The organism is Candidatus Pelagibacter communis (assembly GCF_001179845.1).
Classification (GTDB): Bacteria; Pseudomonadota; Alphaproteobacteria; order Pelagibacterales; family Pelagibacteraceae; genus Pelagibacter; species Pelagibacter ubique_Q.
Window position 1 is genome coordinate 24,587 of sequence record NZ_CVSB01000037.1, and the last position, 21,797, is coordinate 46,383.

The following is a 21,797-nucleotide window of genomic DNA, read 5'->3' on the forward strand; positions in this document are numbered from 1 at the left end:
TTATTAAGTTATTTTTCTTTTTGTTAAATTTAAAATTATCCCACCTAATACTGATGTGCTTATAATCGATGAACCACCATAACTTAAAAAAGGTAATGTCATTCCAGTAGTTGGAAATAATCTTATATTAACCCCAACATGAATTGTGGCCTGCATTAATATTAAACTAATTGATCCTATTAAAATAAGTTTAACTTTATCATTTGTCTCAAAACTTATTTTTTTAAAAACCATATAAATTAAGATCAAAAACAATAATAATATTAACATTATGGCAACAACACCAAACTCTTCAGAAATTACTGAAATAATGTAGTCAGTATGTGCTTCGGGAACTCTATTTTTAAGAACTCCTTCACCTATACCTTTTCCAAAAAAGCCCCCACTTGTAATTGACTCTATTGCTTTATCAGATTGGAAGTTATGAGTACCTATTTCTCTATTAAAAAATGAAAAAATACGTCCCTGGATATAATCAAACCTTGGAACATAAATAATAAGATAAGTAAGCAAAGACGCTCCAGCAATAAATATTGCTAAAAGAATATATATATTAATTCCTGATGTGAAGATTAGAACTGCCCAACAAAATACCACTAATAAAGTTTGGCCGATATCTGGTTGAGCGATTAATAGTAAAGAAATGACAGATATCAAAAAAAAAGATATCAAATACTTAAATAAAATATTTGATTTAATATCACATAGAATAGTTGCTAAAATTATTATCAAAAATGGTTTTAGAACTTCTATGGGCTGAAATCTTGGTAAAAAAAATAAGTCTATCCATCTTTTAGAACCTTTAACTTCAACACCAATGAGTGGAACTAAAAATAGAGAAATAAGTGAAATAAAAAAAAGAATAATAGAGTATTTATATAATTGACCTGAATTTAATAAGGAAAAAATAAAAATAAGAGATATTCCAATTAACACATAAATCAAATGTTTAAAAAAGAAAAAATAACTATTGGTATCTAACTTATCAGAGGCTATTAGAGAAGTTGAAACTAAAGAAAAAAATAATCCAATAATAAATAATAAACTTATTAGTAAAAAAATAGATTTATCTATGTTTTTCCACCACTGATAATAAAATTTGTAAACAATACTATCGTTTTGCATTTATATATTTTTTAATTATCTGATTAAAATAATACCCTCTATCTTCAAAATTTTTGAAACTATCAAATGAAGCTCCAGCTGGACTGAAAAAAATAATATTTTTTTTAGATTGTTGAATATTAATTTCTGAAAAAATAACTTTAAGAGTTTCTTGTAAATTTTTAAAATTTTTAATTTTTAATCTATTTTTTAAAATTTTTATAAATTTTCTATGATGTGATCCAAAAATATAAGCTTTGATATTTTTACACTTTATTTTTGATAGTTTAAATTTATCTCCTTTTTTTGGAATTCCTCCTAAGATCCAATATACATCATTTAAATTTTTTAATATATTTTCCGAGGAAGCAAAGCTTGTAGATTTAGAGTCGTTAATTATTGTGAGATTTTTTTTATCAAATATAATTTGTTGTCTGAAATCTAGACCTTTAAACTTATTAATTGTTTGAATTAATTTTTTGTAATTAAGTTTTAATCTTGGAGCAATTTTTAATATAAATGATAAATTTTCTTTATTACCATCAGATAAAAAATATTTATTAGTAATTTTATTAAACTTTTTATCTATATTTGAAGTCTGTACTCTGTAAATTTTTGAACTATATTTATTTTTATTTAATTTTTTAGTTATTAGTGCATCCTCTTTTTTCACGTATGCAAGAGATCCTCTTATTTGAGATTTTAATAATTTAAATTTTGCATTTACATAATTTTTTAAACTTTTATGTCTCTCAATGTGGTCTGCGGTTATGTTTAAAATAGCAGCATATTTTGATCTAAATACGCTACTGTAATCTAGCTGGTAAGAAGAAGCCTCTATTACAAAGATTGTTTTTTTTGTAATATTTTTTTCTGATAATGCTGGATTACCAATATTACCAATAAGTCTTGAGTCTCTTTTTTGATCGATTAAAGCATCATGTAAAATTTTAGCAGTTGTAGATTTGCCGTTTGTTCCAGTAATCGTAATACTTTCATTGTTATAAAATGAAAACAAAACATCAAGATCCGTATGAATTTTTTTAAAATTTTTCTTTAAAAAATTCGATAATTTACAATTTGAAATATCAATTCCAGGACTAACAATAATTCTATCAAAATTTATTTTTTGAATTTGCTTTAATTTAATTATTTTTTTTCTAAGTTTTAATTTAATTTTTTGATTGTCATCAAACAAATATACATCAGACTTGTTTTTTAAAAACTTATAAGATGAAATGCCGCTCTTTCCTAAACCATAAATTAATATTTTTTTTCTGAAAAAAATATTATTAAATATTTTCATTATCTTAATTTTAAGGTAGCTAAACCAATCATTGCCAGGATGATAGAGATGATCCAAAACCTAATTACAACTGTAGACTCTGGCCATCCTTTTTTCTCAAAATGATGATGAATAGGCGCCATTCTAAAAATTCTTTTTCCAGTAAGTTTAAATGAAATTACCTGAACCATTACTGAAACTGCCTCTAGTACAAAAAGTCCACCAGTAATAGCTAAAACAATTTCATGCTTTGTAATAATTCCTACTGCACCTAAAGATCCTCCAAGAGATAATGAGCCTGTGTCACCCATAAAAATTTTAGCAGGTGGAGCATTAAACCATAAGAAACCTAAACAAGAGCCGATAATTGCGCCACAAAAAATTGATACTTCACCGGTTCCTTCTATGTAGGGAATTTGTAAATAATTTGAAAATACGATGTTCCCAGTAACATAACTTATAAAAGCAAAACATGCTGCAACTAATATTACAGGCACTGTTGCTAGACCATCTAATCCATCGGTAAGGTTAACCGCATTTGATGAACCAATAATTACGAATATTGCAAATGGTATAAAAAACCATCCAAGGTTTAAGATTAAATTTTTAAAGAATGGAAAATATAAATTATTTAAATCTTGATAATCATTTAAATAAACAAAAAAACTTACACCAATAATTGATAATATTATTTGTGAAGTTATTTTAAACTTTGAAGAAATTCCTGATGAGTTGCTGTATTTAATTTTTTTATAATCGTCATATGCTCCTAACAAACCAAAGGATATTGCAATGTATATACAAAATAAAATATTTACATTAGAAAGATCTGCCCAAAATATCACTGAGACTAATAGACCAAATAAGATTATAACACCTCCCATTGTTGGCGTACCAATTTTTTTAACTATATGATCCTCTGGTCCATCATCCCGTATGGGATTTAAAATTCTTTGTCTTGAAAAGAATTTAATAAACGGTCCTCCAATGATCAGCACAATCACTAATGAAGTAAAAAAAGATAAACCAGTTCTAAAAGTTAAATATTTAAATACATTTAAAAAACTAAAAGTATCAACAAAATTTAATAAAAATTGATAAAGCATTTAATGCAACCCTTTCAGATCTTTTACTATTTCGTTGAATCCTGTCGCAAGTGAGGCCTTTATCATTAAATAATCATTATTATTTAAATCTTTTCTAATCAATTCAATAATTTGAGATTTGTTTGATAAAATCCTGCCCTTTTTGGCTTTTGAGATACCTGCAAATATTATAGATGCCATTTTTCCTTTGGCAAATACCTTGTCTATCTTGGTCTGATTTATTATTGGAGAAATAGATTTATGAAGTTTTTTAGAATGACTACCCAGCTCTAACATGTCACCAATTAGTAAATATTTATTTGATTTTTTTGAGTTTACTTTATCAAAATTTTTTATTGCTGATTTTAATGATAGAGGATTTGAATTATAACTTTGATCAATTAAATTAATTTTTTTATTATCAATTTTTATTACTGAATGATCCCCTCTTCCTGCAGGAATTTTGAAATTGAGAAAAATATTTTTATTTAATTTAATTATATTTTTATAAATACTAATAACTGCTAAAGCAGCAAGTGTATTGTATATGTTATTTTGAAAATTGTTTGATAAAGTAAAATATTTTTTTTTATTATTTAATCGAATATTAATTCTAAAATTTTTTCCAAAAGGCTGTATATTAATTAATTTAATTTCTGATTTCTGACTTTTAATACCAAAAGAAACTACTTTAATTTTATTTTCAATGGCAATTTTTTTATGTAATTGAAAAAAGCTGTCATCTGCATTTAATACAATATAACCATTGGGTTTTATATTTTTTATAATTTCAGATTTTGCCAAAGCAATTTGTTTAATATTTTTAAAATTTTTAGCATGTGCATAATTTATGTTTGTTATCACACCAACATCTGGTTTTATAATTTTAGATAAATAGTCAATTTCTCCTTTTTTATCCATTCCAATTTCTAAAATTCCAAATTCATCATTTTGTTTTAAATTAAAAAGACTTAGAGGAACCCCAAATTTATTGTTATATGATTTTGGAGAAATACTTACTTTTGAAATTTTACTTAATACATTACCCAACAATTCTTTAAGTGTGGTTTTACCACAGCTGCCTGTGATAGCTATAATATTTGTATCAATACTTTTTCTAAAATTTTTTGAAATACCAGTTAAGAAATTCAGAGTATTTTTTACTTTAATTTGTCGATTTAGATTAAATTTTTTTTGAATTTTATTCACTATAGCTAATGATGCTTTTTTTTTAAATGATTGTGAAACAAATTTATTACCGTCATTTTTTTTTCCCTTAATAGCAAAAAAAATATCATTTTTAGTAACTTCTTTAGAATTAATTCTTGCTGTTTTTAAAGATATGGAAGCAGACAATTTTTCAATTTTGGCTGCCTCTTTAACCACATTTAATTTTAAATTATCTGATAAATAATTATTTTTATGCTTAATAGCATTTAGAATTACCTTTCTATCTGAAAAGAAAATTTTCTTAATTCCAATATCTTGCGTTTTCTCATGACCTTTTCCAGCAATTAACAAGATATCCCCTGAGTTCAAATTATGAATGGCTTGAGTAATTGCTATTTCTCTATTGGATATTTCAATAATTTTCTTTTTTTTAATTCCTTTTTTTATATCTCTTCTTATTTTTTGAGGATTTTCAAATCTAGGATTATCATTTGTAAGAATGATACTATCTGCAAAATCACTAGCTATTTTACCCATTTTTGATCTTTTGTTTTGATCTCTATTTCCCCCACAACCAAATAGAACTGTGATTTTTTTATTAGGAAATTGTTCTCTAAGACTTAAAAGACACGTTTTTAAAGCATCAGGCGTATGAGCATAATCAAGAATTACTTTAGATTGATTTTTAATTTTACCAATTTTTTCAAACCTTCCCTCAACTGGTTTTAATTTTGGAATTGTATTTAAAACTTTATCTAAACTAATACCGCTATATTTTGCAGCAATTATTGCCATCAAAACATTTTTTAATTGTATTTTTCCAATTAAATTTAAATTTATATCCCTAATTAAGCTATTAAATCTAATTCTAAGAAATTGACCCTCTCCTTTAAAATTATGAGATAAGAGCTCTAGGTTATTTTTTTCATCATTAAGTGTATGTAATTTTAATTTGTTATTAATTGCAATTTTTTTTATGTTTTTGAACTCAGGTATTAATTGATCTGTAATTACAATTCCTCTTTTTAAGATTAGTTTTTCAAATAAATAAAGTTTTGCATTTAAATAGTTTTTTAAATTTTTATGATAATCAAGATGATCCTGCGATAGATTAGTAAAAATACCTGAATTAAACTTCAAACCATCTAATCTATTTTGCTTTAAACCATGGCTTGAGGCTTCCATAATTACATTTTCTATTTTTTGATTTTTTAACTTGCTTAATATTTTAGCCAATTTGATTGGATCTATTGTGGTATTAGATAAATTCAAATTAATACTTTTTGATTTAACACCTAATGTGCCAATTGAAGCAACTTTTTTATTATTTAATTTTAATATTTGATAATAAAAATCTGCAACTGATGATTTTCCGTTTGTACCAGTAACTGCAATTAAATTTTTTGGTTTTTTATTATAAATTTTAAAAGCAGTTTCAGCTAATAATTTTCTTACATTATTTGTATAAATATATAAAATTCCATTTTGAAATGGATTTGCTTTCTTTTCAGTTACAATAATTTTAGATCCTTTTTTAATTGCTTTAGGTATAAATTTGTTACCATCAATACTATTTCCTTTAATCGCAAAAAAAATATTATCTTTTTTGATATTATTCGTATCAAACGAAATTCCTGAAAAAGAAAAATTTTTATAATTTTTATCTATGTTATTAAAGTAGTTTCCTAGAAGCATAATTAATTAACCTCTATATATTTTGTGGCTAAAATAGGCCCAATTTTATCTATAACTTTTCCAGCTACCTCTACTGAGGTCCAGCCAGCAGTATTATAAAGTGTACCCTTCCACCCTCCTTTTCGATGTCTATATTTATAATAATAATCTTTAGATTTTTTTGGAGTATCTAGCATTACAACAAAAACAAATTGTGGATTTGATGTAGGAAAAATCGAGGCAAAAGTATTTATTTTTGCCTCAGAATATGCTCCTCCCTCAGGTTGATCAGCAGTTCCTGTTTTTCCACCAATTTCATAATTTTGAACATCTGCAAATTTAGCTGTCCCTTCCTCAGTATTTACAATTTTTCTTAAAGCGCTAACAACTTGTTCTGAAATACCTCTGTTTAATATTCTTTTATTTTTTTTATTAAAATTATTTTCTTTATAAATTAATGTTGGCTTAATTTCATATCCACCATTTGATAAAACAGAATAACCTTTTGCTAATTGAAGAATTGTAGTTGCTATTCCATGTCCAAAAGAAGCTGTAGCCAATCTGCATTTTCCAAAATCATAATTTTTTTGTGGAGCAACTTCTTCTAAATCAAAAACTATATCACTTAACACGCCAACTTTTTCTAAAAATAATTTAAATTTTTCTGGGCCAATTTTTTGTGCAATTTTGACAGATCCTATATTTCCAGATCTAACTAAAATTTGCTCTGCAGTTAAATTGGATGGTATTTCATTGTCGTACTCTCCTATTCTGTATTTGTCACATTTAATTGATTTGGGTAAATCTAAAAATTCAGTCTCAGGTTTAATTAGCTTTTCATTTAAGGCGCCAGCAAAAGTAAATGCTTTAAATACAGAGCCGAGTTCATATGTTCCTTTAGTTACCCTGTTAATATATTTTACATCTGTAATATTTTGTCTTTCATTTGGATTAAAATCTGGCAAAGAAACTAATGATAAAATATTGCCATTATTAACATCCATTAAAATAGCTGCACTACCTTTGCTTTTAAAAATTTCCTGATATTTAATTAATTCTTTTCTTACTAAAAACTGAACATCCTTATCTAGAGTAAGTTTAATGGGTTTTTTTGATTGTCTAAGTTCCTCATTCAATGATTTTTCCAATCCAGAAATACCGTTATTGTCATCATCTATCTGACCCAAAACATGACTAAAAAGATTTTTTTGTGGATACATTCTTAAAACTCTTTCTTCTGGGACTAAAGATTTATCCCCTAGTTTCATAATTTTTTCATAATTTTCCTCTGAAATTTTCTTCTCTAAATAAAAAAATTTCTTAGTTTTTATTTTTTTTTTAATTTGATCAAAATTTTTATCAGGAAAAATAATATTTAAACTTAGAAGTAATTTTTTTTCATTGATTATATCTGAGGTTCTTAAACCAATATCAATCGATTTAACTGTCTTTGCTAAATAATTTCCATTAACATCCATGATGTCTGCACGATAAAGATGATTTTTAAATGTAGGAATATTATTTGTTTTTTCAAATTTACTCTTTCTTGAACCTAAATGAACTAGGTGTATTGAATAAATCAAATAGATAATAAAAAAAACAAAGAAAATAAAAGCTACACGATTAAATCGAATATTTAATCCACTTTCTTTTTTCTTAAATATAAAATCACTTTTGTAGTCTTCTATGGTTAATTTTGATTTATCTGCCATTACTCTTTAATAATTTTAAAACTTTGGATTTTATTTTTATCATCTGAAATATTGTATATTTTTATGTCGTTTATATTCTTTTGAATTAAATCATTCTCAAAATACTGAGATTGATATTCAAGTAATCTTTCTGCAGAACTTAAATAATTATACTCCAAGAATACATTTTCAAATTCAGATTTTAAAACTCTAATATTCTCTCTTGCCGTAAATATTTCATCTTCAATCTGTTTGGTGGTATTTTTTATTATTGCAGTTGATAGAACTAAAAAAAAAATCACTACTGCTAAAGCAAACTTTTTCACAGTTTGTCTCCGAAATTTTCAATTTCAATATAATTTCTGAATTGCTCTTCTATATCAGTATCGAAATTGTAAAAATCATCCTTTTTTATTACATATCTAAATTTAGCAGATCTAGAAGGTGGATTTTCATTTACCTCTTCAACTGAAGGAGTTATTGGTTTTTTTTGAATTAAATTAAATAATGTTTCTGCTTGTTTTACAATAGGGCTATATCGTGAAATACTTTTATTTTCGGAAAGACTTTTAAAGAAATATTTTACTATTTTATCCTCTAAAGAATGAAATGTAACCACACCTAAAACACCTCCTTTTTTTAAAACTTTAGTCGCATTAATAAGTCCATAAATTAATTCGGTTATTTCTTTATTTACAAATATTCTAAGTGCCTGAAAAACCTTGGTTGCATTATGAACTTTAAAGTTTTTTCTTTTTTTTGATTTATCAATAATTTCAACTAAAATTTTTGTGTCAATTTTATTTTTTAATCTCTCTTTTATTATATTTCGTGCAATGTATTTTGCTTCTTTTTCATCTCCAAAAAATTTAAAAATCTTTTCTAATTCTTTTTCATCAAGTTTATTAATTGAGTCTTCTGCTGAATAATTATTTAAACCTAGCTGCATATTTAATTTGCAATCTGCTTCAAATGATAGTCCTTTTTGTGGGTCTTTAATTTGAGTATAAGAATAACCAAGATCAAAAATTATTCCTCTTATGTTTTCGTTTTTGAGCTTTAAATTACTTAACTGACTAAATTTTATATTTTTAAAAATAAATCTATCTTCAAAGCTTTCTTTTAATTGATTAGCAATTTTTTCACTTTCTATGTCTCTATCAATAGCTATTACTTTTGTATTTTTAAATTCTAAAATTTTTTTTGAATAACCACCTTGACCGAAAGTACAATCGATAAATGTGCCACCATGTTGAGGGGAAATAACGCTAATAATTTCTTCTAGCAGTACCGGATAATGTTTTTGCATTTTCGGTACTATGGTGGCGTCCATTTATCTCTTGGAAGACCATTAATTTTTTTGTCTTCTTAAGAAAGCTGGTATCTCAAGATCATCTTCTTCCTCTTCATCTGAAGTCAATAAATCTTCAGGGCTTGAATTATCAGATTCTGAACTAAATAAATCTGGTGCATCTGAGTCAACTCCAAATTCTTTTAAATCATTCGAGGTTTCTTCTTTGTTGTTAATATCTTGATGATCCTCATTGGTAGTTTCCATAGCTTCTTGAGCAAAAGATTTCTCCATTTCATTAACTGAACTATCCAGAACTATACTCTCGCTTTCCATGTTAGTTTTTTGGGCAACTTCTTCACTCATCATCTGATTATGAGAACTCTCAGTTTGTTGTTCTTGGATAATCTCATTTTCAAGCTTTAAAGCATTAGCTCCGTGTGTAATTGGATTTGACGTATTAGTATTTGAAAAATTAAAAGATTGAGAGGATCCTAAATTTGAAAAATCGGAGTAACCAGGGTTACGGTTTTGAATTCGATGAACCATGTTTACAACAGATTTTGACTCTGGTTGCTGACCATCTAATGAAGTTGCAACAATTGAAACTCTCATTTTTCCATCAAGTTCTGTGTCAGTAATTGCACCAATAATTAATTCTGCTTCAGGATCAACTTCAGCTCTAACTTTATTTACAGCCTCATCAACTTCAAAAAGTTTAAGATCTTTACCACCAGTAATATTTACTAATAAACCTTTTGCACCCTTTAATGTATAGTCATCTATTAATGGGTTGCTGATTGCCATCTCTGCTGCTTTAAGAGCTCTACCTTCTCCTTCAGCTTCACCTGTTCCCATCATAGCCTTACCCATCGCTGCCATTACAGTTTCAACGTCAGCAAAATCTAGGTTAATTAAACCAGGTCTAACCATCAAATCGGTTATACTTTGAACACCATGCATCAAAACATTATTTGAAAGGTTAAAGGATTCTTCAAAAGTAGTCTGTTCGTTAGCTATTTTAAATAGGTTTTGGTTAGGTATAACAATTATTGTATCAACATGTTTTCTTAATTCTTCCAAACCTTGTTGTGCTCTTCTCATTCTAGAGGGGCCTTCATATAAAAATGGAAGAGTCACAACACCTACAGTTAAGATATTTAATTCTTTAGCAGCTCTTGCGATGACATGAGCAGCACCAGTGCCTGTTCCACCACCCATACCAGCTGCAATAAAAACCATGTTTGCACCTTGAAGTGTATTTACAATTTCATTTAAAGATTCGTCAGCTGCAGCTTGTCCTATGTCAAGTTTTGCACCTGCTCCCAAACCTTTTGTTAAATTTAAACCAATTTGAATTCTTGTTTTTGCTTTACTAAGCTTCAAATCTTGAGCATCAGTATTTACTGCAATAAATTCTACTCCTTGTAGATTGTTTTCTATCATTTCGTTAATTGCATTTCCTCCAGCTCCACCAACTCCTAAAACTAGTAGTCGTGGCTGTAGCTCTTTTATCTCTGGTGCTTTAAAGTTAATTGTCATCTTTTATCCCCTATTGTTTGTTATGTTGAAGCTCCCATTTAAGATTACTACGATTAATATTTGCTTTTTTTCTCGCTGTTATCTTAAATTTTTCAAATGCTGTTGGTTCCCATATTTGAAATGTTTGGCCTTGACCAACAAACAACATGCTATTTTTTATTTTTGCATGTTTTAATAATTTTGATGAAAGTAAAATTCTGCCCTCGCTGTCGAATTGTAAATTTATACTTTCTGCTAATATTGATGTTGCAAAGTAGTCTCTTTTTTCCTCAAAAGGATTTAAAGAGTCAATTGCTGAAGAAATTTTTTCAATTCTATCTTGAGAACATGCTTCTATTGAAGAGTTATTAAATGATGGATAACAAATAACACCATTGTAACCTAAGTTGGATAAATGTGACCTAAAACTAGCAGGCACAGATACTCTCCCTTTTTTGTCTAATTTGTTTTCGTATGTTGATAAAAACATAAAACATAATTTCCGTTATTCCCACATAAATGGGAATTTATGGGATATTATGGGTTTTACAACTAGACGTCAATACCTATTATTTTAGTAATATTATTGTTTTAGTAATAGAAAATAGTCACATGTACTTATAAAATGAGAACAAACTAAGAAACTTAAAGTGATTTTTTGATTAGATATGCCAGATAAACTATAAGCCGGGTTCTGTCATTTAAACCTATCATTTGTCTAGGCTTAAGATCACTCTTAAGCTCAAGCAACTAACCCTGATGACTAGCCAAGGACGGCTTTTAGTTTCTCAACAATGTCATCTCTACTTAGTCTTGCTCCCAGTGGGGTTTTCCAGCGTTCATTGTTACCAATAGAACCGGTGTGCTCTTACCACACCTTTTCACCCTTGCCATGTTATGGCGGTTTATTTTCTGTGGCACTGTCCCTAGGGTCTCCCCTGCCAGGTATTACCTGGCACTGTGTCCTTGTAGAGCCCGGACTTTCCTCTTTAAATTTAATTAAAGCGATAAGTCATTTATCTGGCAGTTTCAATTTAATACTAATTTTTAAAACTTCAAGAAATTTAATTAAATTTTTTAACTAAATTGTTGCTGATAATTAAACATTCTTTATCAAGCTTACCATTGACTAATTCTTGTCTAAATCTTCTTTGAAAAGCTTTAACAACATTATTATTAAATTTTCTATTTTTTAAGTTGATGGTTTTTTTTATCGTATATCCAATTTTAGATAAATTATCATAAAATAGTCTAACACTAATTTTGTCTAATTGAATTTTTCTATTTTTTTTACATTTTCGAATAGAAATTGAGTGCCATAAACCTACACCTTTCTTAGCAAGTTCTTTCCATGGAAATTTTTCTCCTGGATCCTTTTTTCTTTCTGGTGAGATATCTGAGTGTCCTAAAATATTTTTAGAATTAATATTATATTTTTTAATTAATATTTTACTTAATTTTATGATTGATTGAACTTGTTTTTTAGAAAACTTTTTATATTTATAATCATGTCCAGGATTACTTATTTCTAAGCCAATAGAATTTATATTTAAGGATTTATAATGTTTCCATCTAGACTTACCAGCGTGCCATGCAATGTACAAATCAGGTACCAATAGTAGTGTTTCACCATTTTTTTTTATAAAATAATGGCAACTAACATCAGATCCTAAACTAGTCAATTTTTTTATAGCATTTGATTCTTTTTTCATTCCTGTATAATGAAAAATTAAAAATTTTATTTGAGTTGTTTTTCTTTTAATTGAATTAAAATTTGGTGAATAATTAGAAAAAATTTTTAATCTCATCTCAGTTGTATTATTAAATTATTTTAGGCCATATTTAAGTCATTTTTAGCACCAAATCTTGATTTACTTTAGATAGATATTCAATATATAATTCTTATTAAATGATAAAGTTTTTAAAAATAACTTTTTTGTCTTTTTTTATTGCTACTAGTGCTGTAGCTGGATCAGATGGCGAAATAGAGTTATCAAAAAAAGATAAAACTATCAAAGATTGCTTTGAACCTCTTAACAGAGCAACTTTTGCTCTTAACCAAGGTTTAGACAAAGTTATTTTTAAACCAGTTGCTAAAGGATATAGGGCCTTGCCAGCACCTATTAAAAAAGCAACAGGAAATGCTTTAAATAATCTCTCAACTTTAATTACCATCCCAAACAATGTTCTACAAGGTGATCTAAAATTAGCTGCAATTAATACCGGAAGGCTAGTTGTGAATTCAACAATTGGAATACTAGGAGTATTTGATGTTGCCACAGACATGGGTTTTCCAGGATATATTAAAGAGGATTACGGACAAACTCTTGGAACATGGGGGGTAGGATCAGGCTGCTATTTAGTTTTACCTGTTTTAGGTCCATCAAACATAAGAGATACTGCAGGGATGTTTATTAATGTTATGGGTGGTGATCCATATTATAATATTTCAGTAAATGGTAATAATGAATATTTAGATGGAAAATTCTATGCAGCAACAAAAGCATTATCTGCAGTAGAGTTTAGAGCATCAAATCTTGAGTCGTTTGATAATCTAGAAAAAAATTCTGTAGATTTCTATGCTTCAGTTAAAAGTTTATATACCCAAGATAGAGAAAACAAAATTAAAAATACTCAAAGAGGCAGTATAGAGGTTATTTACAAAGAGGATCAAGAATGGGAAGAAATAGATTCTAATTAGATAAATAATAAGATGGGGAGAATATTTACTTTATTTATATTTTTTGTAATTTCACAGACAAATTTAAACTTTGCATACTCTATTTCACCAGATGTGTTTATTCAATCTACAGTCAATAGAGCCTCACAAATTTTATCTGAAAATATTTCTAAAGAAGAAAAAATAAATCAACTTAAAATTATCGCAAAAGAAACAGTAGATATCAAAGGTGTTGGCTTTTACTCTTTAGGTACTATAAGAAATGATCTTAATAATGAACAAATAAATACTTACATCGATCTATTTGAAAGTTATTTTCTAAAAAGTTTTTCAAGTAGATTGGCTGAATATACAAATCCAGAAATTGAAGTAAAAAATAAACAAACTTTAAATAATAATTACACTATAGTTAACAGTATTTTAATTGCCACTGATAAAAGACCAGAAATAAAAATTGATTGGAGAGTTTATACTAAAAATCCAGAAAGTCCCTTGATTAGAGATTTAATTATTGAAGGGCTTAGTTTAGCAAGAACACAAAAAGAGGAATTTGCCTCTATATTAAATTCAAACGACGGTGACCTTAAAGTCCTTTTTAAAATTTTAGAAGATTTTTCTAAAAATTAAGTTTGTTAATTAATTATTTTTCCGTATATGGTGGGCCCGCCAGGACTCGAATCTGGGACCAATACATTATGAGCGTCCATAACGAAACGAAATTAACCTAGTAATAGTTTAATAATTTTAACTTTAGAATTTTTGGTACACCTTATCGTCACTATAAGGAATAATTTTTGATTAAAATTGAGTGTACGAATTAATAAAAATTATTTTTAAAATTCATAAATAAAACAAGTTTGAAGCAAACTTTGAACATACGCCAATGATTTACTTTTATAATGCATTGGATTTCAATCCTTTTCTATCGTATTCCGCTTTTTTTATTATCTCCCTTGTTGCGTAATTCGAACCAAACGAAAAGGATTGAGACCATTACCAATTACAAACTTTTAACCCTCAAAAAATCAATCAACAATAGGAGTTCCAATATATGGAAATAGGCCGTGTCTGTAAGTACTGTCATGTGAGTGCTTACGTAGCGTATGATAACTGCGACCCCGTTTATAAACAAACTTTCAAATTTGAAATATTACCAGGTGAACACAACAGTTTAGTGTGGGATAAAATCATAAAAATATTTAAAAAAAATGGATACAAAGTGGAGCTCAAATCATGAAAAGAGTTTTACTTATTATTTTATTACATCTATCTCTTTTTTTTCTTGTATTTGCATATCAAGCTCAAGCACAAGCAGAAGAGGAAAATGAATGGTATGTGAATGACTTTGGTACCTTTGTTGTTGCTGCAGTATCAGGTGAAGTTATTCACGGAGATAAACTTAGGTTTTTTATAAAAAAAGAGGATTGCTCTAAGGTTGCGATGATGTTTTCCTTTTCTACTAGTTTAAAAAGGGATGAGATTAAAGAACTCCAAGATAAAAAATTACCAATACGTATTAATGATTGGGACACAATAAGAGGTGCTAGAGTAGTTTATGTTCACCCTTTTGGGTTTATGACTATTGTCATGATGCAAACACCAGGATTTCATGAAATTAAAGAGTTCATAGGTGCATTAAATTCAATGTATACATTTGAAAAAATGTTTAGCATTCAATTGGTTAAACAACCTCATTATGATCCTGAGGATCACTTTGATATTTTACGTAATAATTGGAAATTAGATCGTCTTTTAGAGAATATAGAAAAAGCGCAAAGTATGTGTCTAGGACCAGATGAAATTCGAAGAACTTAAATCAAGACTTTAAATCATTCTTATTTTTATGTTTTCTTCTTTCTAATAATAGTTTTTCTCCTTTGCTTAAAGGTAAACTCCTTCCATCTGGTTTAATTGTTTTGTAGGGCCAAGTATTCTTTAATTTCAATATTGATCCTGTTGAAACTTTTGATTTATTCTTTTTTTTAATTGTTAAAAGTGTATGACCACCTAAATAAGATCCTTTTTTACTCATCTAAAAACTTTGCCAATCGCCTTCTTCAAATTTTACATTTATTTTATTTAAATGCGCCTTAAGTTCTTTAAGTAAATCAAGTTCTTTTCTTTGAAAATCTTTTAAAAGTACATGAAAATAAGCAAGAAAATCACTAGCGGGAAGGTCTTTCAAATCTCTTTTATTTATAATTATCCATTTTTCATTTTCTTCCTCACCAAGAACTGAGATAGATTTATCAATATCATAAAAGAGTTGATGATACTTTATAATACCAGTTTCGTAGTCACCTTCCTCGCTTAAGGTAAAAAGTCGTTTAATGACTGTTTTGCCTCCTTCTATTTTTTGTTCACCTTGATCAATAGTTATAGAATTATTCACTGTTCAAGATTAGCAAACGTAAACTAAACTGACTAGTACATTCCTAAAAAATGTTTGACTCTCCCAGGACTCTCTGAATAATTAATTTTGAGCTTTTTTTTATTATTTAATAAAAATTTAAAGTTATTTATCTTTAATTTATTGAAATTTGGTGGGCCCGCCAGGACTCGAACCTGGGACCAATACATTATGAGTGTACTGCTCTAACCAACTGAGCTACAGGCCCAAAATTTATAATTAGTTACATCATATCTAAATATATATCAATTAAAGAAAATATATGGTGGGCCGTGTTGGTTACGCTCCAACTACCCCTGCAATGTCAATGCAGTACTCTACTATTGAGCTAACGGCCCTAAAATCAAGTTACATTTCTTATTCAATTTTTCTAAATATATTTAATTGATTATCAGATGCATAAAAAATTGCTAAATTTATTGTAAAAAAAATTAATACATAGTCGCTAAAAAAAGCACCACTTGGGATAAAAGGCATAAAAACAAATATCAAATAAATTAACGATCCTATTTTGATATAGTTATTATCTCGAATAGTGTTTAAAATCTTTGAAAAAATCAATTTATAAAAAATTGATAAAATAATCAGAGTACCAATTATGCCGTGCTCAGATAAAAATTCAAAATAAATTTGGTGTGGGTGTGTTGTGCAGATATATTTATTATTTTTTTTGGTTTCATTGCAAGTTGCTATTCTATAATTTTTATTTCCAACTCCAAATAATTTATTATTTTTAAAAACTTCAAATCCAGATTTGTAAAGATAAAGATATTGTTCTATTTTCTTATAACTAGTTTGATCAAAATATCTATAATTTAAATATGAAAATTTAAATACTAAAATTAGAATTAAAACTATCATTGATAAATATATAGTTAATTTTTTTTTTATATCCAAATTTTTATAAAGCAGAAAAAAAATACTAATGCCTAGAATGGCTCTAATAGTATTAGATCTTTCTCCAGTTAATAATATTGAAATAATAAAAATTATTGAAAACAAAATAGTTAAATAATTTTTGTTATCTTTTAATTCGTTAAGCAAAAAACCTATAATAATTAAATAAAATCCGTTTAAATATCCCCCAACTATAGGTTCGTCTTTAAAAAAGCTAACTATTCTTTTCCCATAAAGCTCACCAAAACCTAAAATATTTTTTCCTGTAAAACTCTCAATTAATACATCGATCAAAACTATAGAAATAACTATTAACCAATATTTAAACACTTTTTTAAGAAAAGTTTCATCTTGAAAAAAATAATTAATAGCAGCAAATAAAATTATAATTCTTAAAAATCCTAAATTTCTCAAAACGCCCTCTGAATAATCTATAGAGATAAAAGAATTAAAAATAAGGTAAATGTATAAAATCAAGAAATAAATTATTGTTTTATTTTTTAGAAATTTAAAATTTTTTTTATAAATCATCAAAAAAATAAATGACAAATCAATTAGTATAATATTGACTAATGAAATTGCTGAACCAACAATTATTGTTATAGGTATTACAGAAAATAAGATTAAAAAATAATTATTTAAAGTTTTATTTAAATTCATAATTTAATAAAATTAAATCATACTATTTTTTAAAAAAAATTTTGTAATTTTATTATCAAAACCATTGAAGCTAATTGATTTTTAACTTTCAAGAAAACTTTTTAGTTGTTTTGATCTACTGGGGTGTTTTAATTTTCTAAGTGCTTTTGCCTCTATTTGTCTTATTCTCTCTCTAGTCACTGAAAACTGAAGACCTACTTCTTCTAACGTATGGTCTGTATTCATGCCTACGCCAAACCTCATTCTCAAAACTCTTTCTTCTCTTGGAGTTAAGGTTGATAAAATTTTAGTTGTTGCTTCACCTAGGTTAGATTTAATTGCTTGTTCTAACGGAGCCAAAGCTTTTGTATCTTCAATAAAATCTCCTAAACTGCTATCCTCTTCATCGCCAACTGGTTTTTCTAGTGACACCGGCTCTTTTGAAATTTTCAACACTTTTCTAACTTTGTCTAAAGGCATTCGAAGTTTTTGGGCTAACTCTTCAGGTGTTGCTTCTCTTCCAAACTCACTTAAGATTAGTCGTTGAGTTCTTACAATTTTATTGATTGTCTCAATCATATGAACAGGAATTCTAATAGTTCTTGCCTGGTCAGCTATTGATCTTGTAATAGCTTGTCTAATCCACCAAGTGGCATAAGTAGAAAATTTATAACCTCTTCTGTACTCAAATTTATCTACAGCTTTCATCAGACCTATATTTCCTTCTTGAATTAAATCTAAAAATTGAAGACCTCTGTTTGTATATTTCTTGGCTATAGAAATTACTAATCTTAAGTTAGCTTCAACCATTTCTTTTTTAGCAATTCTAGACTCTTTTTCTCCCTTTTGAATTCTGCTAACTAATTTTTTAAAATCAGTTACAGAAATTCCTAATTTATGACTAATTTCAATTAATCTTTCTCTTATGTTTTTAAATTCATCTTTATTTTTTGAAAAAAATTGTTTCCAAATTAAGTTAGTATCTAAAAATTTTTTAAAGTTAGGGTTAATTTCATTACCAACATAAAACTTAATAAATTCATTTCGAGCTATCTTGTGATCCATAGCTAATCTTAAAAGGTTACCCTCTAAAGATATAATTTTTTTATTTTCAACATAATGTTTTTGAACAAGCTCCTCTAAAACAGATGGAGATAATTGAAGAGATTTTATATTTTCTAAAATATTATCTACAATCTTTTGATATCCTTTTTCTTTTGCTGTAGAAAGTTTTTGTGAATTTAAGACACAATCAAGTTTTTCTTTTTGATATTTTATTAATTTCCCATATTCCTTAGTTAACGTAACAACTGTTTTTAAAACTTTTGGTTTAATTTCACTTTCCATTGCTGCAAGTGTTGGATTAAAGTCATCATCATCTCCATCATTAGATCCTTCTTCTTTTTCTGTTTCACCTGCATTTTTTTGTTTTGCACTAGGACCTGTGGTCTCATCCTCCATATAGTTAGTATCAATATCAATAATTTCTCTAACTAGTATTTCATCTTTTTGTAATTGATCGTTCCATTCATAAAACTGTTGAGCTGTAATTGGACTTTGTGATAATGCTATCAACATTACATCTTTTCCAGCTTCAATTCTTTTTGCAATTGCAATTTCACCCTCTCTTGAAAGTAACTCAACACCGCCCATTTCACGTAAATACATTCTAATTGGATCATCACTTTTCTCTATAGTCTTGCCTTCTTCTTTAGACGACCCCTCTTTTTTTCTTAAAACTTTAAAGTCAGATTTTTTTTCTACTAAAGTTACACCTTCATCCAAAATATGAATAAATGCTTGAGATAAATTTTCATCAGATAGATTTCTTTTTCCAAGAGACTTGCTTAACTCATCATACGTAATAAATCCTCTATGGACTCCACGACCCATTAATCTGGCGAATGATTTTGTAATTATTCTTTCCACAGCAATTTAAGTTTGAAAGACCTATATAATGTCAAATCAGCAAAAATCCATTGCTAATTTATTCTGATTAGTTAATTTTTCTCTCATTTTTAAGGAGTTTTAGCTCATTAAATGTAGTTTCGCTCATATCTTCTGAAAACCTCGATTCTAATTCTTGAATTCTGAACTCTAGATCATAATTAAATAAATCTTTTGAGATATCATCTAACAACTCTATTACTTGATTGTCATTATCAGCATTGTTTTTGAGAATATGCTTAATTGGTGCAAATTTATTTATTTTATCCAATAATTGTTTATCCAGTTTCAATCCTTCAATACTCATTTGCTCACCTGATTTTAATTTGCCTAAAATAGAATTAAAAATTTGCTTATTTATTTCTGAGAATAATTTAATATTTTCAACTAAGTGAATATTAGCCTGAAAAAAAGATAAATTATTTAAAAGTAAATATATTAATGAAAATTCTTTCAACTCAACACCTGTTATAAATTGGCTTTCCTTAAAATATTTTTTTGTGCTTTCTAAAGATTTAGTTTTCTTTGAATACAATCTTTTATTATTTTTATTGGAATGAGGTGTTAACTCAGCTATTTTTTCTAAAAAATACTCAAGAACATACTTTTTAATAAAATCATCTTTAATAGTATTGGCTATAAGTCTTAATTTTTTTTCAAAAATTGCCATTGAAGATGGATTATTTTTAGTTTGTTTTTTATAATGACTAAAAATAAATTGATGAATAGATAACTTGGTTTGTTTTGTAAAATCAATAAAATAGTCTTTACCATTTTTATTTACATAACTATCAGGGTCTTCTTTGTCAGGTAAAAACAAAAAAGATATTTGTTTTTCGGGTCTTAATTCTTTTATTGAATTTTCAGCAGCTCTTAGAGCAGCTTTATAACCACTTTCATCTCCATCAAAACAAATTATAATATCATCAAAAAACTGATTTAAAGTTAAAATTTGCTTATCAGTTAATGAAGTACCGAGATTTGCTACTACATTGTCGATTCCATTTTTGCTCAAACCTACTACATCCATGTATCCTTCAACTAGATAAATATGATCAATTTTATTTGAAAGTTTTCTTGCTAAATCTAAATTATATAAATTTGATCCTTTTTTAAAAAAATTTGTCTCAGGTGAATTTATATATTTTGCTAAGTAATCTAAATTTTCTATAATTCTCCCTCCTAAAGCAATTGGTTGACCTGAAATATTATTGATTGGAAATATTAATCGACCTCTAAACCTTTCTAAATAAATTTTTTTTTTCTCATCTAAATAGAATAAACCAGTTTCTACTAAAGTTTGTTCACTATAATCTTTTTTTAATTTTTCAAAAAAATTTGGATTTTTTTCTATGAATCCTATCTTAAACTTTTTAACCTCATCTTTACCTAATGATCTATTTTTTAAATAATCTCTAGCAATAGAATAATTTTCATTTTTTAAAAGTTCATTATGATAAAATTCAACATAATGACTAAAAATAGATTTATACTCATTCCACTTTTTTTCTCTTTCTTCATCTTGTTTAGAAAACATATATGGCTGTAAACCTGCTAGTTGAGCTAAATGTTTAACAGCTTCACCAAATTTTAAATTTTGAGTTTTCATAACAAAATCAAAAATATTGCCGTGCTCTGAAGTTGCAAAACAATGATAAAATCCTTTTTCGTCATTCACAGTAAACGAAGGTGTTTTTTCATTTTTAAATGGTGATAGACCAACAAACTCTTTACCTCTTTTTTTTAAGGAAACGGTTTTTGATACTATTGTTGAAACTTTCAACCTGTTTTTAATTTCATCGAGATACTCTTTTGGGTATTTCATTATTTGTTCAATAATTCTTTGATCAAGGATCCTGCTTTTGAAAAATCAATTTCGTCTGCATGAGCTTTTTTAAGTTCACCCATAACTTTTCCCATATCTTTTAATGAATTTGCTCCAATTTTCGAAATAACATCCGTGCAAATTTTCTTAGTTTCTTCTTCACTAAGCTGCTTTGGTAGGAGACTTGTTAAAATATCATACTCATTTTGCTCAACCTCTAAAAGATCTAATCTATTATTTTTTTTATAAATATCGATTGATTCGGCTCGTTGTTTAACCATTTTTTTTAAAAGTTTCTTAATGTCATCATCATCAGTTTCTTTTTTGTTAGGGCCTGATCTGTTAACAATATCCAAATCCTTAATCGAAGATAATATTAACCTATAGGTTGATATTTTATTTTTATCTTTAGATTTTAAAGCATTTTTATATTCGTTTTCGATAGTCTGTTTTGATGACATAATTTTTTAATCTACTTTAAAGAAAAAATTCTTCAAAAGAAAAATTGTTTTTTTACAATTTTATATTACATCTCTGTTGCGATAATAAAGCAATTATTGTATTAACCTTTAACTCAT

At 27.1% G+C, this 21,797-nt stretch carries 19 protein-coding genes, 2 tRNA genes and 1 other RNA gene; 3 read left to right on the plus strand and 19 right to left on the minus strand.

Translation table 11 applies throughout. The features are described from left to right. Positions 1 to 3 precede the first annotated feature (3 nt). From AMN81_RS03570 to AMN81_RS03620, 11 genes are all read right to left on the minus strand, one after another. Positions 4 to 1,125: an FtsW/RodA/SpoVE family cell cycle protein gene (locus tag AMN81_RS03570; RefSeq protein ID WP_072090747.1), complete on the minus strand. Its 1,122-nt coding sequence runs from the start codon at positions 1,123 to 1,125 to the stop codon at positions 4 to 6. Next, entirely contained in the window at positions 1,112 to 2,410 is a 1,299-nt protein-coding gene (gene murD, locus AMN81_RS03575) for a UDP-N-acetylmuramoyl-L-alanine--D-glutamate ligase (RefSeq protein ID WP_072090748.1), read from the minus strand. The genes AMN81_RS03570 and murD overlap by 14 nt, the downstream gene beginning before the upstream one ends. Further along, a complete protein-coding gene (mraY, locus tag AMN81_RS03580) occupies positions 2,410 to 3,495 on the minus strand; it encodes a phospho-N-acetylmuramoyl-pentapeptide-transferase (protein ID WP_072090749.1) in 1,086 nt (361 codons plus the stop codon). The genes murD and mraY overlap by 1 nt, the downstream gene beginning before the upstream one ends. Continuing rightward, positions 3,496 to 6,339: a UDP-N-acetylmuramoyl-L-alanyl-D-glutamate--2,6-diaminopimelate ligase gene (locus tag AMN81_RS03585; protein WP_072090750.1), complete on the minus strand. Its 2,844-nt coding sequence runs from the start codon at positions 6,337 to 6,339 to the stop codon at positions 3,496 to 3,498. Positions 6,340 to 6,341: 2 nt separating this feature from the next. Next, the gene (locus AMN81_RS03590; RefSeq protein WP_072090751.1) at positions 6,342 to 8,030 is read right to left on the minus strand and encodes a peptidoglycan D,D-transpeptidase FtsI family protein; all 1,689 of its coding nucleotides are present in this window, start codon (positions 8,028 to 8,030) and stop codon (positions 6,342 to 6,344) included. Next, on the minus strand, positions 8,030 to 8,335 hold the full coding sequence (locus tag AMN81_RS03595; protein ID WP_072090752.1) for a cell division protein FtsL: 306 nt from the start codon (positions 8,333 to 8,335) through the stop codon (positions 8,030 to 8,032). The genes AMN81_RS03590 and AMN81_RS03595 overlap by 1 nt, the downstream gene beginning before the upstream one ends. After that, positions 8,332 to 9,342, minus strand: a complete 1,011-nt coding sequence (rsmH, locus tag AMN81_RS03600) for a 16S rRNA (cytosine(1402)-N(4))-methyltransferase RsmH (RefSeq protein ID WP_072090753.1) — start codon at positions 9,340 to 9,342, stop codon at positions 8,332 to 8,334. Before rsmH ends, AMN81_RS03595 begins: the two co-directional genes overlap by 4 nt. Before the next feature lie 18 nt (positions 9,343 to 9,360). Further along, the gene (gene ftsZ, locus AMN81_RS03605) at positions 9,361 to 10,842 is read right to left on the minus strand and encodes a cell division protein FtsZ (protein WP_072090754.1); all 1,482 of its coding nucleotides are present in this window, start codon (positions 10,840 to 10,842) and stop codon (positions 9,361 to 9,363) included. Positions 10,843 to 10,852: 10 nt separating this feature from the next. Further along, positions 10,853 to 11,311 (minus strand): division/cell wall cluster transcriptional repressor MraZ, encoded by a 459-nt coding sequence (mraZ, locus tag AMN81_RS03610; protein ID WP_072090755.1) that lies wholly within the window; start codon positions 11,309 to 11,311, stop codon positions 10,853 to 10,855. A 177-nt stretch (positions 11,312 to 11,488) separates the two neighbouring features. Beyond that, an RNA gene (gene rnpB / locus AMN81_RS03615) (RNase P RNA component class A) lies at positions 11,489 to 11,845 on the minus strand. A 40-nt stretch (positions 11,846 to 11,885) separates the two neighbouring features. Continuing rightward, positions 11,886 to 12,629 (minus strand): N-acetylmuramoyl-L-alanine amidase, encoded by a 744-nt coding sequence (locus AMN81_RS03620; protein WP_072090756.1) that lies wholly within the window; start codon positions 12,627 to 12,629, stop codon positions 11,886 to 11,888. A 101-nt stretch (positions 12,630 to 12,730) separates the two neighbouring features. Between AMN81_RS03620 and AMN81_RS03625 the strand changes: the two genes are divergently transcribed. The 3 genes from AMN81_RS03625 to AMN81_RS03640 all read left to right on the plus strand — a co-directional run bounded on the left by AMN81_RS03625 (position 12,731) and on the right by AMN81_RS03640 (position 15,316). Then, the gene (locus AMN81_RS03625; protein ID WP_072090757.1) at positions 12,731 to 13,522 is read left to right on the plus strand and encodes an MlaA family lipoprotein; all 792 of its coding nucleotides are present in this window, start codon (positions 12,731 to 12,733) and stop codon (positions 13,520 to 13,522) included. A 12-nt stretch (positions 13,523 to 13,534) separates the two neighbouring features. Continuing rightward, positions 13,535 to 14,128, plus strand: a complete 594-nt coding sequence (locus AMN81_RS03630; protein WP_072090758.1) for an MlaC/ttg2D family ABC transporter substrate-binding protein — start codon at positions 13,535 to 13,537, stop codon at positions 14,126 to 14,128. 606 nt (positions 14,129 to 14,734) lie between these two features. Next, entirely contained in the window at positions 14,735 to 15,316 is a 582-nt protein-coding gene (locus AMN81_RS03640) for a hypothetical protein (protein WP_072090760.1), read from the plus strand. A gap of 1 nt (position 15,317) precedes the next feature. Here AMN81_RS03640 and AMN81_RS03645 read toward each other — a convergent pair whose 3' ends face one another. From AMN81_RS03645 to AMN81_RS03680, 8 genes are all read right to left on the minus strand, one after another. Continuing rightward, positions 15,318 to 15,533, minus strand: coding sequence for a hypothetical protein (locus AMN81_RS03645; protein WP_072090761.1), 216 nt, complete (start codon positions 15,531 to 15,533; stop codon positions 15,318 to 15,320). Continuing rightward, positions 15,534 to 15,893, minus strand: a complete 360-nt coding sequence (locus AMN81_RS03650) for a hypothetical protein (protein WP_072090762.1) — start codon at positions 15,891 to 15,893, stop codon at positions 15,534 to 15,536. A 149-nt stretch (positions 15,894 to 16,042) separates the two neighbouring features. Continuing rightward, positions 16,043 to 16,119 (minus strand) — tRNA-Ile (locus tag AMN81_RS03655). A gap of 55 nt (positions 16,120 to 16,174) precedes the next feature. Beyond that, positions 16,175 to 16,249: transfer RNA gene (locus AMN81_RS03660), tRNA-Val, on the minus strand. A 19-nt stretch (positions 16,250 to 16,268) separates the two neighbouring features. Continuing rightward, the gene (locus AMN81_RS03665; protein WP_023854872.1) at positions 16,269 to 17,468 is read right to left on the minus strand and encodes an O-antigen ligase family protein; all 1,200 of its coding nucleotides are present in this window, start codon (positions 17,466 to 17,468) and stop codon (positions 16,269 to 16,271) included. An 81-nt stretch (positions 17,469 to 17,549) separates the two neighbouring features. Continuing rightward, the gene (rpoD, locus tag AMN81_RS03670; protein ID WP_072090763.1) at positions 17,550 to 19,376 is read right to left on the minus strand and encodes an RNA polymerase sigma factor RpoD; all 1,827 of its coding nucleotides are present in this window, start codon (positions 19,374 to 19,376) and stop codon (positions 17,550 to 17,552) included. A 67-nt stretch (positions 19,377 to 19,443) separates the two neighbouring features. Next, positions 19,444 to 21,219, minus strand: a complete 1,776-nt coding sequence (gene dnaG, locus AMN81_RS03675) for a DNA primase (protein WP_072090764.1) — start codon at positions 21,217 to 21,219, stop codon at positions 19,444 to 19,446. Next, positions 21,219 to 21,680 carry a GatB/YqeY domain-containing protein gene (locus AMN81_RS03680; protein ID WP_072090765.1) on the minus strand — a complete coding sequence of 154 codons (462 nt, stop codon included), beginning with the start codon at positions 21,678 to 21,680 and terminating at the stop codon, positions 21,219 to 21,221. Before AMN81_RS03680 ends, dnaG begins: the two co-directional genes overlap by 1 nt. Between the last annotated feature and the right edge of the window lie 117 nt (positions 21,681 to 21,797).

Excerpts from the sequence above, each read along its gene's own strand:
- murD (WP_072090748.1), bottom strand. The coding sequence starts at position 2,410 with ATGAAAATATTTAATAATATTTTTTTCAGAAAAAAAATATTAATTTAT.
- AMN81_RS03585 (WP_072090750.1), bottom strand. The coding sequence starts at position 6,339 with ATGCTTCTAGGAAACTACTTTAATAACATAGATAAAAATTATAAAAAT.
- AMN81_RS03625 (WP_072090757.1), top strand. The coding sequence starts at position 12,731 with ATGATAAAGTTTTTAAAAATAACTTTTTTGTCTTTTTTTATTGCTACT.
- AMN81_RS03570 (WP_072090747.1), bottom strand. The coding sequence starts at position 1,125 with ATGCAAAACGATAGTATTGTTTACAAATTTTATTATCAGTGGTGGAAA.
- AMN81_RS03665 (WP_023854872.1), bottom strand. The coding sequence starts at position 17,468 with ATGAATTTAAATAAAACTTTAAATAATTATTTTTTAATCTTATTTTCT.
- AMN81_RS03630 (WP_072090758.1), top strand. The coding sequence starts at position 13,535 with ATGGGGAGAATATTTACTTTATTTATATTTTTTGTAATTTCACAGACA.
- dnaG (WP_072090764.1), bottom strand. The coding sequence starts at position 21,219 with ATGAAATACCCAAAAGAGTATCTCGATGAAATTAAAAACAGGTTGAAA.
- mraZ (WP_072090755.1), bottom strand. The coding sequence starts at position 11,311 with ATGTTTTTATCAACATACGAAAACAAATTAGACAAAAAAGGGAGAGTA.
- AMN81_RS03680 (WP_072090765.1), bottom strand. The coding sequence starts at position 21,680 with ATGTCATCAAAACAGACTATCGAAAACGAATATAAAAATGCTTTAAAA.
- AMN81_RS03640 (WP_072090760.1), top strand. The coding sequence starts at position 14,735 with ATGAAAAGAGTTTTACTTATTATTTTATTACATCTATCTCTTTTTTTT.
- mraY (WP_072090749.1), bottom strand. The coding sequence starts at position 3,495 with ATGCTTTATCAATTTTTATTAAATTTTGTTGATACTTTTAGTTTTTTA.
- AMN81_RS03645 (WP_072090761.1), bottom strand. The coding sequence starts at position 15,533 with ATGAGTAAAAAAGGATCTTATTTAGGTGGTCATACACTTTTAACAATT.
- ftsZ (WP_072090754.1), bottom strand. The coding sequence starts at position 10,842 with ATGACAATTAACTTTAAAGCACCAGAGATAAAAGAGCTACAGCCACGA.
- AMN81_RS03620 (WP_072090756.1), bottom strand. The coding sequence starts at position 12,629 with ATGAGATTAAAAATTTTTTCTAATTATTCACCAAATTTTAATTCAATT.
- AMN81_RS03590 (WP_072090751.1), bottom strand. The coding sequence starts at position 8,030 with ATGGCAGATAAATCAAAATTAACCATAGAAGACTACAAAAGTGATTTT.
- rsmH (WP_072090753.1), bottom strand. The coding sequence starts at position 9,342 with ATGGACGCCACCATAGTACCGAAAATGCAAAAACATTATCCGGTACTG.